General features: G+C 41.4%; 10 protein-coding genes. 3 read left to right on the top strand and 7 right to left on the bottom strand.

Features of this window, described 5'->3' with window-relative positions:
• Nucleotides 1-76: 76 nt before the first annotated feature.
• Nucleotides 77-1,321 (bottom strand): tyrosine--tRNA ligase, encoded by a 1,245-nt coding sequence (gene tyrS / locus HNP77_RS02095; RefSeq protein ID WP_184651505.1) that lies wholly within the window; start codon nt 1,319-1,321, stop codon nt 77-79.
• 269 nt (nt 1,322-1,590) lie between these two features.
• Between tyrS and HNP77_RS02090 the strand changes: the two genes are divergently transcribed.
• Together HNP77_RS02090 and rlmJ are read left to right on the top strand one after the other, a co-directional pair.
• Complete coding sequence (locus HNP77_RS02090) at nt 1,591-3,591, top strand: NAD(+) synthase (protein ID WP_184651504.1); 2,001 nt, start codon at nt 1,591-1,593, stop codon at nt 3,589-3,591.
• Nucleotides 3,585-4,454: a 23S rRNA (adenine(2030)-N(6))-methyltransferase RlmJ gene (rlmJ, locus tag HNP77_RS02085; RefSeq protein WP_184651503.1), complete on the top strand. Its 870-nt coding sequence runs from the start codon at nt 3,585-3,587 to the stop codon at nt 4,452-4,454. The genes HNP77_RS02090 and rlmJ overlap by 7 nt, the downstream gene beginning before the upstream one ends.
• 99 nt (nt 4,455-4,553) lie before the next feature.
• Here rlmJ and HNP77_RS02080 read toward each other — a convergent pair whose 3' ends face one another.
• From HNP77_RS02080 to HNP77_RS02070, 3 genes are all read right to left on the bottom strand, one after another.
• Nucleotides 4,554-4,730, bottom strand: coding sequence for a hypothetical protein (locus tag HNP77_RS02080; protein WP_184651502.1), 177 nt, complete (start codon nt 4,728-4,730; stop codon nt 4,554-4,556).
• A 205-nt stretch (nt 4,731-4,935) separates the two neighbouring features.
• Nucleotides 4,936-5,517 (bottom strand): GNAT family acetyltransferase, encoded by a 582-nt coding sequence (locus HNP77_RS02075; protein WP_184651501.1) that lies wholly within the window; start codon nt 5,515-5,517, stop codon nt 4,936-4,938.
• On the bottom strand, nt 5,514-5,696 hold the full coding sequence (locus HNP77_RS02070) for a hypothetical protein (RefSeq protein WP_184651500.1): 183 nt from the start codon (nt 5,694-5,696) through the stop codon (nt 5,514-5,516). The genes HNP77_RS02075 and HNP77_RS02070 overlap by 4 nt, the downstream gene beginning before the upstream one ends.
• Before the next feature lie 580 nt (nt 5,697-6,276).
• Here HNP77_RS02070 and HNP77_RS02065 point away from each other — a divergent pair.
• A complete protein-coding gene (locus HNP77_RS02065; protein ID WP_184651499.1) occupies nt 6,277-7,947 on the top strand; it encodes an Ig-like domain-containing protein in 1,671 nt (556 codons plus the stop codon).
• A gap of 416 nt (nt 7,948-8,363) precedes the next feature.
• Here HNP77_RS02065 and HNP77_RS02060 read toward each other — a convergent pair whose 3' ends face one another.
• From HNP77_RS02060 to HNP77_RS02050, 3 genes are all read right to left on the bottom strand, one after another.
• Nucleotides 8,364-10,091 carry a B12-binding domain-containing radical SAM protein gene (locus HNP77_RS02060; protein WP_184651498.1) on the bottom strand — a complete coding sequence of 576 codons (1,728 nt, stop codon included), beginning with the start codon at nt 10,089-10,091 and terminating at the stop codon, nt 8,364-8,366.
• Between the two features lie 21 nt (nt 10,092-10,112).
• A complete protein-coding gene (gene fusA / locus HNP77_RS02055; protein WP_184651497.1) occupies nt 10,113-12,152 on the bottom strand; it encodes an elongation factor G in 2,040 nt (679 codons plus the stop codon).
• A gap of 76 nt (nt 12,153-12,228) precedes the next feature.
• On the bottom strand, nt 12,229-14,463 hold the full coding sequence (locus HNP77_RS02050; RefSeq protein ID WP_184651496.1) for a DUF4954 family protein: 2,235 nt from the start codon (nt 14,461-14,463) through the stop codon (nt 12,229-12,231).
• Between the last annotated feature and the right edge of the window lie 68 nt (nt 14,464-14,531).

Below are 14,531 nucleotides of genomic sequence, written 5' to 3'. Positions count from 1 at the left end.
AAAAAAACAGACAAAAAAAGCTTCCGACTGTATCCGGCAGTCAGAAGCTTTTTTTATATGATATTCTGTAAATTAACTATTTTAAAACAACACGGCAGAATTTCTTTTTACCGGCCTTTAAAGTAAGTTCTCCATCAGCATCACAGTCTGCAAGAGTAATGACGGCCTTAACGTCAGTAATCTTATTTCCGTTAACGGAAGCTCCTCCCTGCTCAACAAGACGGCGTGCCTCCCCGTTAGAAGAACAAAGCTTAGCAGAAGAGAAAAGATTAAGGACTCCCATTCCCTTTTCTACATCGGCCTTTGAAAGTTCAACAGTTGGCATCGAAGATTTATCTCCTTCTCCGGAGAAAGCAGCTTTTGCACCTTCACGGGCCTTTACAGCTTCCTCTTCTCCGTGAATTTCTTTTGTAACTTCAAAAGCAAGACGGGCCTTTGCCTCATTAATATCTCCCGCAAGAATCTGATCAATTTCTGCAACAGGAAGGAATGTAAACAGCAGGAAGAATTTACGGACATCAGCATCCGGTACATTGCGCCAGTACTGGAAAAAGTCATATACGGAAGTAAGGGAAGGATCAAGGAAGATTGCACCCTTTTCACTCTTACCCATTTTTTTGCCGTCTGCACGCATGATGAGAGGGAATGTAAGTCCGAAAGACTGATGGAGTTCATTAAGTTCAGTTGTACCCCCAAGCTTGCGGCGGATAAGATCTACTCCGGCTGTAATATTACCCCACTGATCAGCACCACCAATCTGAAGACAGGTTCCATACTTCTGATGGAGCATGTAAAAATCATATGCCTGAAGAAGCTGATAGTTAAATTCAAGGAAAGAAAGTCCCCTTTCAAGACGGAGACGGTATTCTTCAAAAGTAAGCATCTTGTTTACGCTGAAACAGGATCCGATGTCCCGGAGGAAATCAATGTAATTAAGGTTTTCAAGCCAGTCTTTATTGTTTACGGCAAAGGCTGTCTTACCGTCAAAACCGATGAACTTATCAAGCTGCTTTTTAATGTTTTCTACATTTGCATCTATCTGATCATAATCCAGCATTTTACGCATTTCAGTTTTTCCGGAAGGATCACCGATTCTTCCTGTACCGCCGCCGATAAGGGCTACTCCGATATGTCCGAAAGAACGAAGCCATTTAAGTGCAAAAAAAGGCACCATGTGTCCGATATGTAGACTCTGACCGGTAGGATCACATCCTACATAGAATGTAACAGGACCTTTATCCATTTTTGCAGAAAGCGCATCAAGATCCGTGCACTGATTAAAAAATCCGCGTTCCTTTAATGTTTCAATTGCCTTATTCATAATCATCCTCTTTTTATTTATGCAATATTTATTATTTTATTTACCTGCAGGAATTACATAATCCTGAAATACGTCGAGTCAAGGCACGTTAACGCTTAAAGCCTTGACTTCGCCGTTTTGAGGGTTTGTACTACCCCCTCAATCAAAAGTTCTGTAAGTAAAATACTGCTACTTACTGAACAAAATAAACATAGAGGATTTTACTATAACCACCTGATATTTTCAATCAGCATTCGACACGATAAAGGGATTTGTGATAAACTGAAGGAATGAAATATGGTTATTTACGTTGTGCCTGCGCTGTACCAGAACTTAAAGTTGCAGACACAGAATTCAATACACAGAAGATACTTGAAATTATTGAGGAAGCTCAGAATAAAAACATAAGGGTACTTGTTTTTCCTGAATTATCCGTAACCGGTTATACTTGCGGAGACTTGTTTCTTCAGACAAAACTTCTTGAAAGTGCCCTCAATTCAATAGAAAAAATTTGCGATGCCACAAGAGAAACTGATGTTCTTTGTGCAGTTGGATTCCCAATGAGAAAAGACGGAGCCCTGTACAACTGCGCAGCCTTCATCTATCAGGGAAGCCTCATTGCGGTAATTCCAAAAAGCTATATTCCTAATTACGGGGAATTTTACGAAAAACGATGGTTTACGGCTTATGAATCAGACTCCGTAGAATATATAGACATAGGTTCTTTTGAAAGCATTCCCTTCGGAACTTCAATACTTATTCAGGATGAAAATGACAGCCGCATAAAAATCGCAGCAGAAATTTGCGAAGACGTATGGGTTCCCCTGTCTCCTTCAACAAAACATGCCTTAAACGGTGCTACAGTAATCGCCAACTTAAGTGCAGGAAATGAAGTTGCAATGAAAGCTGAATACAGACGCTCCTTAGTAAGCATGCAGTCAGCAAAAAATATATGCGCATACCTTTATGCAAATGCCGGTCATGATGAAAGTACTACTGACATGATATTTTCAGGCCACAGCATAATTGCTTCAAACGGTTCAATATCGGCAGAAAGAGCACCCTTTGAAAACGACAGCACTCTTATAATAAGTGACATTGATATAGAAAAACTTGATAACGAAAGATGCAGGACTGTAACCTTTGCAGATGCAGCCAGAAAAGAAAAGTCTTCTTCCTACGTTACCCTTTTTGTTTCTCTGGAAGACAACACATTCAGCAGTGATTCTTCTAGGATGAAAAATGACAGACTCTATGCAGTTATTCCACTACATCCTTTTGTTCCTGAAAATCAGGCGGAAAGAAAAATAAGAAGCCGTTCCATCATAGAACTTCAGGCAGAAGGACTGGCAAAACGACTGCGCCACATTAATGCAAAAAGTGCAGTCATAGGATTAAGCGGAGGGCTTGATTCTACCCTTGCACTTCTGGTAACTGCACGAGCCTTTGACAAATGCGGTATCGAAAGAAAAAACATCACCTGCATCACAATGCCATGCTTCGGCACTACGGACAGGACTTATAAAAATGCCTGCACTCTTGCTGAAAAAACAGGAGCAGAACTAAAGGAAATTGATATAAAGGATTCCGTACTACTTCATTTTGATCAGATTGGTCAGGATAAAAATAAGCATGACGTAACTTACGAAAACGGTCAGGCCAGGATGAGAACCCTTATCCTGATGAACTATGCCAATAAAACCAATGGCATCGTAATCGGAACCGGGGACCTAAGCGAGCTTGCACTGGGATGGTGTACCTACAACGGTGACCACATGAGCATGTACGGAGTAAACTCTTCAATTCCAAAAACCCTTGTGCGTTATCTTGTTTCATGGTTTGCAGAAGAAGCTGAAGAAAAACATCAGCAGGATCTCCATGACGTTCTTGCAGACATTCTTGATACTCCTGTAAGCCCGGAATTAATTCCACCGGACGCAGACGGTAAAATAAGTCAGAAAACAGAAGAACTGGTCGGACCTTATGAACTTCATGATTTCTTTCTGTATCATGTCCTCCGTTACGGATTCAGTCCTAAAAAAATATTTTTCCTTGCATGCCAGTCTCTTCTCGGAAAAAAAGCCGAGGGAACGGATATTGTTTACAGTGAAGAAATCATAAAAAAATGGCTCATAAACTTTTACAGAAGATTTTTCTCGCAGCAGTTCAAGAGAAGCTGCATGCCGGACGGAGCTAAAGTCGGTACCGTAAATCTTTCACCACGGGGAGACTGGAGAATGCCTAGTGATGCAATGGCTACTATATGGCTTAAGGAAGCAGAAGAATGCTAAGTTACCAGCACGAATACCACTGCGGAAACTCAGCAGATGTCCTCAAGCATACAGCCCTCTGCCTTATTCTTGATTCACTGTGCAGAAAAGATAAACCCTTTACAATTATTGATACTCACTCCGGTGCAGGTCGTTTTGAACTGAATGACGAACGAAGTCTTAAAACAGAAGAAAGTAAAAACGGTATCCTCAAGCTGAAAGATTCAATTCAAGCTGATTCAGTCTTACCATACGGAGTACGGCTTTACATCGAAAAAGAGTTCCCCTATCTTGAACACGGACTTTATGCAGGAAGTCCTGAACTGGAACGTCTTTTTTTAAGGGAATCAGACCAGCTTCATGTAAATGACCTTCATCCTCAGGCAATGAAAAAACTTAAAACAAACATGGCTCTTCCTCTTTTAGAAGAAGACGGAGTCCTGCCCTTTTCAAAAAAAATAAACATTCACAGTGAAGATGCATTTAAAAACCTGAATTCTTTGATTCCGCCCCTTATAAAAAGAGGACTGGTTCTTTGTGATCCGAGTTTTGAAGACGGAGAAGATTATAAAAACGTTACGGAAGCATTAAAAAACGTGCGCAGAAAATGGAATACTGCAGTCATTGCTTTATGGTATCCACTTTTAAAACGGCGTAAAAATGAAACAGCCCAAATGCTTACGGAACTTGAAGACTTCGGAAAGCTTGGAAATAATCCTGCAGAAAGTTTTAAAACTGAACTCATCACGAAAGATCCTGAGTCTCTGCAGCAGGAAGACGGTCCACATATGTACGGTTCGGGAATTTTCATCATGAATCCGCCGTGGAAGCTGAAAGAAAATCTGGAAGAAGCCGCAGCTTTTTATACCGGTATATTCAGATAAGACAGTAAAAAATACAGGCTGATGTTTTCGTATAAGTTTATAGTGTCCCTATGTCTTTAGCACCTGCAAGTTTTTTTCTGTCAGGCTGGAAACAAAAAACTAACTTCTTAAAAGTTCTTTTCCGCTGTCATTATCAATAACAAGGTAAGAATTGAATCTGTTAAATTTCAGTCCCATGTCAAGGGTAAATTTAAATTTCTTTTTATCAAATTTTTCCCTTTCATAAAAACTTTCTTTAGAAATTCCGTTTTTCATTATGAAAACTTTTATCTTCAATAAATACCTCCCTTGATAAAAATAGAATAGCATTAAAAGCTGTTCTCATAAATCCCTGTTCCCTATTGCAAGAAAAAAATAAACCGGGTGTATCACCTTCCGAAAACGGAAGGTTGTATAGTTCACACGCACACTATGAACGCAATGACAGACGTAATGTCCGTACTCAACGATGAACTCGGCACAAACAAAAACAATACTGCTATTAAAAGAATCTTAACAACTGGATATATTTTTTCCCTTCACTTTCAGAAAAACGTTCTCCAAAAATACGGAACCTGTTGTTTTCATTCTGATAGAAATTTAGAAGTTGTTTTTTATCCTCACATTCAAGAAAGGCGATTCCACCGCCGACTTGTTTCTGCACAGATTCAAGGATTTCAAAACAGAAGTCCATCAATTTATTTCCTGAAATATTTCTGGAACCATTATAGGCAGAGTTTTTTCCAAATTGTGCAATAAGAAAAGCTGAAATATTAAAAGAATTAGAATCTCTATCGAGTATTGCATATCGGGAAAGTGTTTTTATCGCAGACTTACTTAAAGATAAAGATGATATATTTGACGGTTTATGAGTCAGGGTAAAATATGCCGCAATCTGTCCGTTATCATCTAAAATCAAGTGAGTTACAGAAATCTTTCGTTTTGTAAAATCTATTGCATTGTTTTTGAGAAAAATTTCAATTTCGGAATTTCTTTCACACTCAAATTCCTGTAAAGCTGAACGAACTTCTTTTTCGCCAACAGATTTAAGCAAATCAATTATGTTTACGACATTAAAATTCATTTGCTTTTTCGTTTAGCCCACAAAGATTTTATGTCATTCGGAAGTACAACAAAAGATTTATTAGACACTGCTGATTTCTTTGATGTTTCCTTTGCAGAAATATCAAGTGCATTTACAAAGTTTTCAGCTTTTTTCGAGTCTGTTATGTTGAAATTTGCAAAAATGCTTGAAGTTGCCATTGTCGTACCTCCTTGACTTAATCTAAGAAAAATATACTATGATTTTGCCAAGCCGTCAATTGACAGATGAAAAACCGTAATACCATCAGCACTTTCCTTAATTTTTTTAAATTTCCTCGAAAATCAAATTTTCCGTATTATAATATCTGATATGAGCTGTAATTTGCACAGAAAAAAGCAAATTTTCTCACAACCGCTTGATGCTTCTGCGCCGAAGGCGCAAAGGTCAATAATTTCCTCTTACGCAACAAGCCCGACAGGGCTTGACAATAAGTTAGCACTGTCGCAAAATTCACAGCACAGCACAGCACAGTAAGCAAGCGCAGCTTGCGACCAGCACCGGCTATAACTCTGCCCAAAACAAAATTTCGGCTGCATGCATTTTAAATCAGACATTACAACTTTCTCACACAGAAAAACCGCCCATGATGCAGGAAAAATTATACACTGCTCATGGGCCTTTAATTGCAAGTGGATAATTTTTTTTCCACCTGCAAAACGGCTGAGTCAAGGCTTTAAGTTAGCCGTAGGCGTACGTGCCTTGACCAACGTATATTTTAAACCATTTCAGGAGGCATTTATGCAGAAATTTCCAAAAGTTTTCACAATAATGAGTGCAATTCTTGCACTTGCTTTTGGCCTTGCTTCGTGTAAGGAAAATGTTGATGATGACCCGACGGTTACACCGCAAAAGACCGCAGGCAGTATCAGCTATGCCACCACGAGCGTAGAAAAGACAACAGCCGACGGGACTTTTACTAACGAGCTTACCAAGACAGGCGACGGCACAGTTACCTACGCTTCAAGCAAAGAAACTGTAGCCACCGTAAACGCAACGACTGGCGAAGTAACCATCGCGGGGGCTGGTACAACGACCATCACAGCAACTGTAGCAGACAGCGACACCTACACCTACGAGACAAAGACCGCAAGCTACACGCTTACGGTAACGGCAGCCGATACCACACCGCAAAAGACCGCAGGCAGCATCAGCTATGCCGTCACGAGCGTAGAAAAGACAACAGCCGACGGGGCTTTCACTAACGTGCTTACAACGACAGGCGACGGCACGGTTACCTACGCTTCAAGCAAAACAGATGTAGCCGAAGTAACCCAAACCGGCTTAGTAACCATCAAGGGAGCAGGTGAAACAACAATCACAGCAACTGTAGCAGACAGCGACACCTACACCTACGAGACAAAGAGCGCAAGCTACACGCTTACGGTAACGGCAGCCGATATCACACCACAGAAGACGGCAGGAAGCATCAGCTATGCCGTCACGAGCGTAGAAAAGACAACAGCCGACGGGGCTTTCACTAACGTGCTTACAACGACAGGCGACGGCACGGTTACCTACACTTCAAGCAAAACAGATATAGCCGAAGTAAATACCCAAACCGGCTTAGTGACCATCAAGGGGGCTGGCACAACGACCATCACAGCAACTGTAGCAGACAGCGAAAGCTACACATACGCCACGAAGACCGCAAGCTACACTCTTACGGTGACACAGGCCACAACCCCAACAACCTATATTGGCACCAAAGCCCCGACTGAGGCAAAAGCCGTGGGCGACATCGTGTTCTCGGACGGCTCTGCCACCCCTTACAGTGAAGACCTCACCCTTACCGAGGAAGACCTCACCCTTACCGAGGAGCAGAAATCAAAAGCGGTCGCCGTCATTTTCTACGCTGGAAGTGCAAGCGACACGCTCGGAGCAAAAACACTCGGCGTGGGCTTGAAGAACTCGGTAACTGACAGCACCTTTCTTGCATGGGCGAAGAATGGCGTAAACGGCTACAGCACGAACATCACGGCAATACAGTGTACGCCTAGCGAATCGGGAATCGGAAGAACAGCGAAAGCGACATTCAAGGGCGACACAGACGGAAGCGACAACTGGCAGGCTCTCTGTGATGCGGTAAGCGACGAAGAAACAAGCGGAAACTATCCCGCGTGGGAATGGGTGAACGCCTATGCTACGACCGCCAATCTCACAGACGACTACGCAAGCGGCTGGTATCTTCCCACGGTCGCAGAACTTTCCATGCTATACAGGGCAAAGGACACGGTGAACGCCTCGATCGAAGCGGCGGGCGGAACGGAAATCGCGGACGCAGACTATTGGTCATCTAGTCAGGCCGCTTCCAACAATAGCAGTGCCTGGACTGTATACTTCGACCCCGACTACTTGAACACCAGCTCCAAGGACAACGGCATTTTGGTTTGTGCAGTTCGTGCTTTTTAGCGGCGCGGGCTCACAGCACTCTTAGGCAAACACGGCATGGGAAAGAAAGCCGCCTTCACGGGCGGGGGGGCACAGCTGGGGATGACCAATAAGTTCAAAAAGTGTCATTTTCGGGCATGACCCGAAAATCCCCCCTGCATGAGATTGCCCGGTCAAGCCGGGCAATGACAGGGGAGACAAGCACGGCAATGACAAACTGTCTAGCACGGCAATGACAAACTGTCTAGCACGGCAATGACAAACTGTCTAGCACGGCAATGACAAACTGTCTAGCGCGGCAATGACTCATACTTATTGGACAGCCTCGCAACGATTTTCAGGCAGCTTCCCAAAAGGGGGAGCTGCTTGTTTGAGCATATATAACGGGAGTGTTATGCATGATCTGAATAATAGTTTATCGGATCTAAAGATGACAATCATTTTTTTACAATTTTAAAATCCGGTCCGTTTTTTGTTTTAAATACCCTGGTGATATTCTTATAAGGCCGGGCATTCTTTATAAAGAAATTCCAGTCCAATACTGCTTCACTCATAAGATCATCACTGTGATAAAAAAGACTCACGGAAGATTCCTTTCCTTCTGCCGTAAGAATACTGAAGGCACCGTTAAGTTCAATAAGATCAAAGGCAAGTTTAACAGCCTTCAGGAAGTTTCTTTTGCTGAAAAAATCACTGATAAATTCTTTCTGTATTTTCTTTACATCTTCAAAAGAATAGGCTGAACAGTTTCTTTCTGCCATGGCAGCCGGATATTGAAGTTTAAGAAAAGCCTCAAATTCTTCAAAAAAAACAGAGGGCTTCATATGCAGGTATTGAATCATAGACATAAACCATGGAACTGCCCGCCCTTTGTTATAAAACAAATCAGCTGCAAAAGAAAAAAGACCGGCTTCATTCATATCATTTTGAGAAAAACCAGAAGTCTTAATAACATGATAAGGAGCTTCCTTCTGCCAGACAAGTCCCAGTGACTCTGCAGAATCCGAAAGATCTGTTCCCGGAAGAACACTCAGACAGAACATCTCAAGATTATTAGGATAAAGTTTCAGGGCAAAATCAACGCTGTTCTTAAACCCGGAAAGGGTATCTCCAGGTAAACCGTATATCAAATCAAATCCGAACACTACCCCATCCTGATTTAAAAACCCTATGTTCCTTGTAAATTTCTCTTTGTTTAACGTACGGTTTACTTTTTTTAAGACATCAGGGTTTGAACTTTGAAGACCGAACTGCAGGGCACAGTTTACTTTTGAAAATGCACGGGATAATTCCCTGTCGATAAACTCAGCCCTTGCTTCAAAATAAAAAAATATATCAGGTGCTTTTAATCTTATCTCTTTCAGCATATCCAGAGCTGCTTTTTTATCTGCATTATAAGTCGGATCTAAAACAAAAACCTGAGAAATACCGCTTTTAGAAAAAAGTTCCAGTTCCTTTACAAGACGTTCCCTGGAAAATCTCTGTATCTTTTTTTCTCCCTTACTTTCGTAACAGTATGAACACTTGAAAGGACAGCCCCTTGCCAGTTCCCAGAGCGCGCCTCCGTATTCAGAAAGATTTATAGTACCGTCAAGATAGGGAGATGGCAGCACGGAAACATCAGGCATTACAGACCTCAATGTTCCAGATGAATAAGAGTGGTTAAGATTATAAACTCCCTGTATTTCAAAATCACAGCCGGCCTTTATTTTTTCAGAAAGTTCAGAAGAAGTAAGTCTCAATAATTCTTTCATAAGAGAAACAGAAGACACTTCACCTTCACCACTTATACAGAAATCAAAATTCTTAAAACTCAGAGGATCAGCCGTAACTTCACATCCCCCTGCGATAATTACTGCAGACGGGCAGGATTTTTTTAATAAAGCGGCACATTCTTCAAGAACCTGTCTGTTCCAGACATAGACGCTGAAAAGTATAAAATCAATGGACTTATATTTTTTTTGAAGGGAAGAAGCTATAAACTCAGCCGCAGTTTCTGGAACAGAATCCCCTATGTCTTCAAGTGAAAAGGCTTCAAGCTTAACTGAAGCACTGGCTTTTATATCGGAAGAAGCAGAAAGCGAACTTGCTATACAGGCAGCTCCAAGAGGAAGTGCCTGAGGCGAAGTCTCTACAAGTGCCGTACAGCAAAGTATCGTTTTCATTAAAATAAGATCAGTTACAGATCAGGCCTTAGCCTGAAAATGTGCAAATGTCATTCCAAAACTTGCCCTTCCCTGAGTTACAGAACGGAGAGCAGTCGTAAAACCGAACATTTTTACCATTGGAGCCTCAGCATGAATTACACTGGAATCAGCCTTATCTTCCATGCTGTTAATGATTCCGCCACGCTGTGTAAGGGCACTCATTGCATCTCCTACAAATTCTGTAGGTGATTCAATATCAACAGCCATTACCGGTTCAAGCATGAGGGGCTGAGCCTGGTTACAGGCATTGTCAAAAGCTTCAGCAGCCGCAGCTTCAAAAGCAAAGGTCGTAGAAGTTTCTGGAGAATACTTAAGGTCTTCAAGAGAAACTTTAACATCTGCACAAGGATAACCGTATTTTATTCCGCCGCCGAAACAGCTTGTAATACTGTGCTCAACGGCATCATATATTTCATCAGGAACATCTGCCTGTTTCCTAACATTGCAGACATAAGAGTTTCCTTCACCGTTTGCAGCAGGTTCAACATGAATTTTAATTGAAGCTGTAACATCCTTACCGGCAAGAGTACGGCTGTAATCTTCTGCATAATCACAGGAAGAAGAGATGCTTTCGCGATATGTAACCTGAGGAGCACCAACGCGGCACTGAACCTTAAAATCATCACGGATTCTTGTAACAAGAACATCCAGGTGAAGTTCACCCATACCGCTTATGACAAGCTGACCGGTTTCCGAATCATCCCTGAATGTAAAGGTCGGATCTTCATGACTTAAAACATCAAGAGTTTCCATGAGCTTATCACGGTCACTCATTGTTTCCGGCTCAATGGCTACAGAAATGACAGGTTCCGGAAATTTTACGCTTTCAAGAAGAACCGGGAAACCTTCACTGCCGATGGAATCTCCTGTCTGTGCCAGTTTGAAACCTACAAAAACAGCAATGTCACCGGCACTTACGCTGTCCATCTGTTCCATATGGTTTGCATTTACCCGGAGGATGCGGTTAACTCTTTCCCGCTTCTTTTTGCCTGCATTATAAATCATCGTTCCTGTAGAAATCTTTCCGGCATACATGCGGACATAGCAGAGCATTCCCATCTGAGGATCGTACTGAATCTTAAATACAAGTCCTACAGGAGCCTTTGCATTAACATCACAAGGCACGCTGACTTTTTCTTCTGCATTCTTTTTTACATGAACACCTTCTGCAGGAGGAATTTCTTCAGGGGAAGGAAGATAATCAATGATTGCATCCATAAGAGGCTGGATTCCCTGGTTGCGCCGTGCAGTTCCACAGAAGAACGGTACAAGAGTACGGCTGATGGTTGCTTTTCTTACGGCAGTCTTCAGCTGTGCATTGGAAATTTCTCCGCCTTCAAGATAGATTTCTCCAAGTTCATCATCATTGGAAGCAACTGTATCTATAAGTTTTTCACGCCACTGAGAAGCAAGTTCCCTGTTATTTTCTGAAATTTCTGATACGGTAAATTTTTCACCTTCCGTTGCTGCATCCCAATGGATTTCTTTCATTTCAAGAAGATCAATTATACCGTCAAAATCACTTCCCTGACCGAGAGGAATCTGCATGGCAACAGTTTCACAGCCGAATTTCTTTTTTACGTCTTCAACTGCTCCAAAAAAATCAGCACCGGTACGGTCCATTTTATTTACGAAACAGATTCTCGGTACGTTAAATTCATCAGCCTGCTTCCATACAGTTTCTGTCTGAGGCTGAACATGACCTACTGCACAGATAACGGCAACAGCTCCGTCAAGAACGCGAAGGGAACGCTCAACTTCTGCAGTAAAATCTACGTGTCCCGGAGTATCAATTATATTTATCTGGTGACCGTTCCATTCTGTCGTAATGGCAGCAGAACCGATTGTAATACCACGCTCCTGTTCCTGCTTCATAAAGTCCATGGTGGCAGCACCGTCATCGATTTCTCCGATTTTGTGAATTTTTCCTGAATAATAAAGAATTCGTTCTGTTGTTGTTGTTTTACCGGCATCAATATGAGCCATAATGCCGATGTTTCTCATTTTCTCTAATGACATGATATAATCCTGAATAAAAATAAACTTTTCTGATTATAAAGAAAAAAAACTACTGTTGCAATTATTCTTCATATAATCATTCTTTTGCCGCAAGTCTTCTGAACAGTTTTTCCAGATTTGAATCAAAAACAGAAGTTGATTCCCGGAGTTCCTTCAGGAAGGTGTTTTCACTCAAAGGCCCCAGCACAGCTTCCTTTTCCTTATAGTTTCTGAAAGTAATCGACCTGAAAAAATCAGTATAGTCTTTTTCCCTTGAAGCAACGGAAGATTCAAACATGTTCATTGAAACATAGGCAACATCCTGCATGAAATCCGTATACAGTTCAGGAGTAAATTCCCTGAAGGATTTTTCATAGAGGCATTCAAGAAGATAAAGACAGTATCTGGCCTTATAGGCAGGATAGTTCTTCTGACAGTCGTCATAAAAACCGTGAACTTCATCCCAATCCTTCAAAGCACCTGTCTTAATCTTGAAAAACAGTTCATTAACTTTTTCTTCCGGTATTATCTGACCGCCTGCATTCACCCAGTTTCTGTACAGCGGAATGCTTGCAATTACATCCAGATCCTCATAATCAAGAGTTTCTTTATTCTGGGATTCAGTCCACTGCATGAATGTTTCTGCAATAAAATACTTCATGACCCGGCGGTATTCTTTATATGCACGGGCTGCCTTAAAAATAAGTGCTCCATATCTTTTCTGACAGCGGTCATCACTTAAAATGAATTCCGTATTCCTGCACTGGTGAAGAAAATCTTTTGCCACCTGATTTATCTGATCATCAGAAACACTGAGCGCCTTTTTTCTGAAATCGCTTAAAACACTTCCTTCCCCCTTATCCAGGGTCATTTTCTGAAAATTCTCTTCAGGACTTTTCAGGTAACGTCCGGTAAGTTCCACAAGACGTTCAAGAGCAGTTACGATTTCCTGTACGGTATCAGGTGCAAGAGGATTTGTTTCTATATGCTGAACCTTAATTACGCGGCGGTCCCTTGCCTTAAACTTATACTTGTTTCTGACAATGGCAAACATATTATAAAGGAACCAGTAAGCAGGAATAATGTGTACAGCCTTATCTTTTTTATCCTCAGCCACAAGCGAAAACGGATAAGTAATATTAAGTTCATATTCATAGCTTCCCTTTGCAACAAGAACAAAAGAAGCAAAGCGGCTGTCATATTTAAAATCAGAACATAATCCCGGCCAGAAACCTCTTCCGGCAATCATCTCTCCGTCAGGACTTCGGGAATTATGATTTGAACCTATAGTTGCAGCACTGGCAATATTACTCTGTCCCATTACAGTTGATGCAATGAGGAAGGAAGAATTATGATGCTGCTCATGAAAAGGATATATGAGATTATTAAGAAGCTCACAGCAGGAAACTACGGAATTATCTCCTAAAACAGAGTTTAAAAGACGGGCACCATATTTTAAATGACAGTTTCTTCCGATTACAAAGCGTACCGCTATGGCCTGATAGAAAACATGGCTGCCATATCCCATTATTCCGTTTACCATTTCTACACCTTCACCAATCTGGCTTGGCTCATCTTCCGATGAAAGTACGGTAATGTTCTTAAGTTTGAACGCCCCCTTTATGTATGCGCAGCTTCCGATTTTTACATCCTTAAGCAAGGTACAGTTTTTTATTACGCAGTCATCTTCTATAATACCGTAAGTATTATTTGCCTTATCCTTGTTATACTCCGTAAGCTCAATGAATTTTTTCATAAGCTCAGGATCATCCCGGTAACGGCTCCAGAAATAAGCATCTGCAGGAATCATCTGGTTAAAGGCAAGGACGGCCCTGCGGTCGTTTTCATTTCCCACACCAATCCAGATTCTGTTCTTTTCTGCTTCTCCCTCTTTTAAAAGCCCTTCCCCGAATTTTGAATGACAGGTGCAGCTCATTTCCTGAATATTAAAAAGCATGACCCTGTTACCGATATGATAATTGCTGACAAAGCTTGCGTTTTTTATGACACAGTCATCACCTGTAACACAGTTCTCAAGATGAGAAAAATAAATTCCCGTCATAAGTTCAAGATCATGAAACTTAAGGCTGGCCTTTCTTATCTTTCCAAGAATTACCCATCCTGAAAATTCACTCTGTACAATCTGAGAAGGATTAAACTCACCTTCTCCATCACAAACGTAAACATTCTGCCAGTCTGAATCTGAAGAAATATTCCTGTTCTGGATAAGAACATAAATCTCGCTTGGAGTAAGATGTCTTTTATTTACCAGAAGTTCTTCAGGCGGCTGTGAATTCTTAAAATTTTCCGACAAAACATTTACTTTCAACATAGTTATAGAATTATAGACCAATACATGAAAATATAAAAGTATATCCTTTAATCAGACTTTCAACAGAT

It is taken from the genome of Treponema rectale (assembly GCF_014202035.1).
Lineage (GTDB): Bacteria > Spirochaetota > Spirochaetia > Treponematales > Treponemataceae > Treponema_D > Treponema_D rectale.
This window is presented reverse-complemented; position numbering and strand designations above follow the sequence as displayed.

Coding starts and splice junctions, on each gene's coding strand:
- tyrS (WP_184651505.1), bottom strand. CDS start 1,321: ATGAATAAGGCAATTGAAACATTAAAGGAACGCGGATTTTTTAATCAG.
- HNP77_RS02090 (WP_184651504.1), top strand. CDS start 1,591: ATGAAATATGGTTATTTACGTTGTGCCTGCGCTGTACCAGAACTTAAA.
- rlmJ (WP_184651503.1), top strand. CDS start 3,585: ATGCTAAGTTACCAGCACGAATACCACTGCGGAAACTCAGCAGATGTC.
- HNP77_RS02075 (WP_184651501.1), bottom strand. CDS start 5,517: ATGAATTTTAATGTCGTAAACATAATTGATTTGCTTAAATCTGTTGGC.
- HNP77_RS02070 (WP_184651500.1), bottom strand. CDS start 5,696: ATGGCAACTTCAAGCATTTTTGCAAATTTCAACATAACAGACTCGAAA.
- HNP77_RS02065 (WP_184651499.1), top strand. CDS start 6,277: ATGCAGAAATTTCCAAAAGTTTTCACAATAATGAGTGCAATTCTTGCA.
- HNP77_RS02060 (WP_184651498.1), bottom strand. CDS start 10,091: ATGAAAACGATACTTTGCTGTACGGCACTTGTAGAGACTTCGCCTCAG.
- fusA (WP_184651497.1), bottom strand. CDS start 12,152: ATGTCATTAGAGAAAATGAGAAACATCGGCATTATGGCTCATATTGAT.
- HNP77_RS02050 (WP_184651496.1), bottom strand. CDS start 14,463: ATGTTGAAAGTAAATGTTTTGTCGGAAAATTTTAAGAATTCACAGCCG.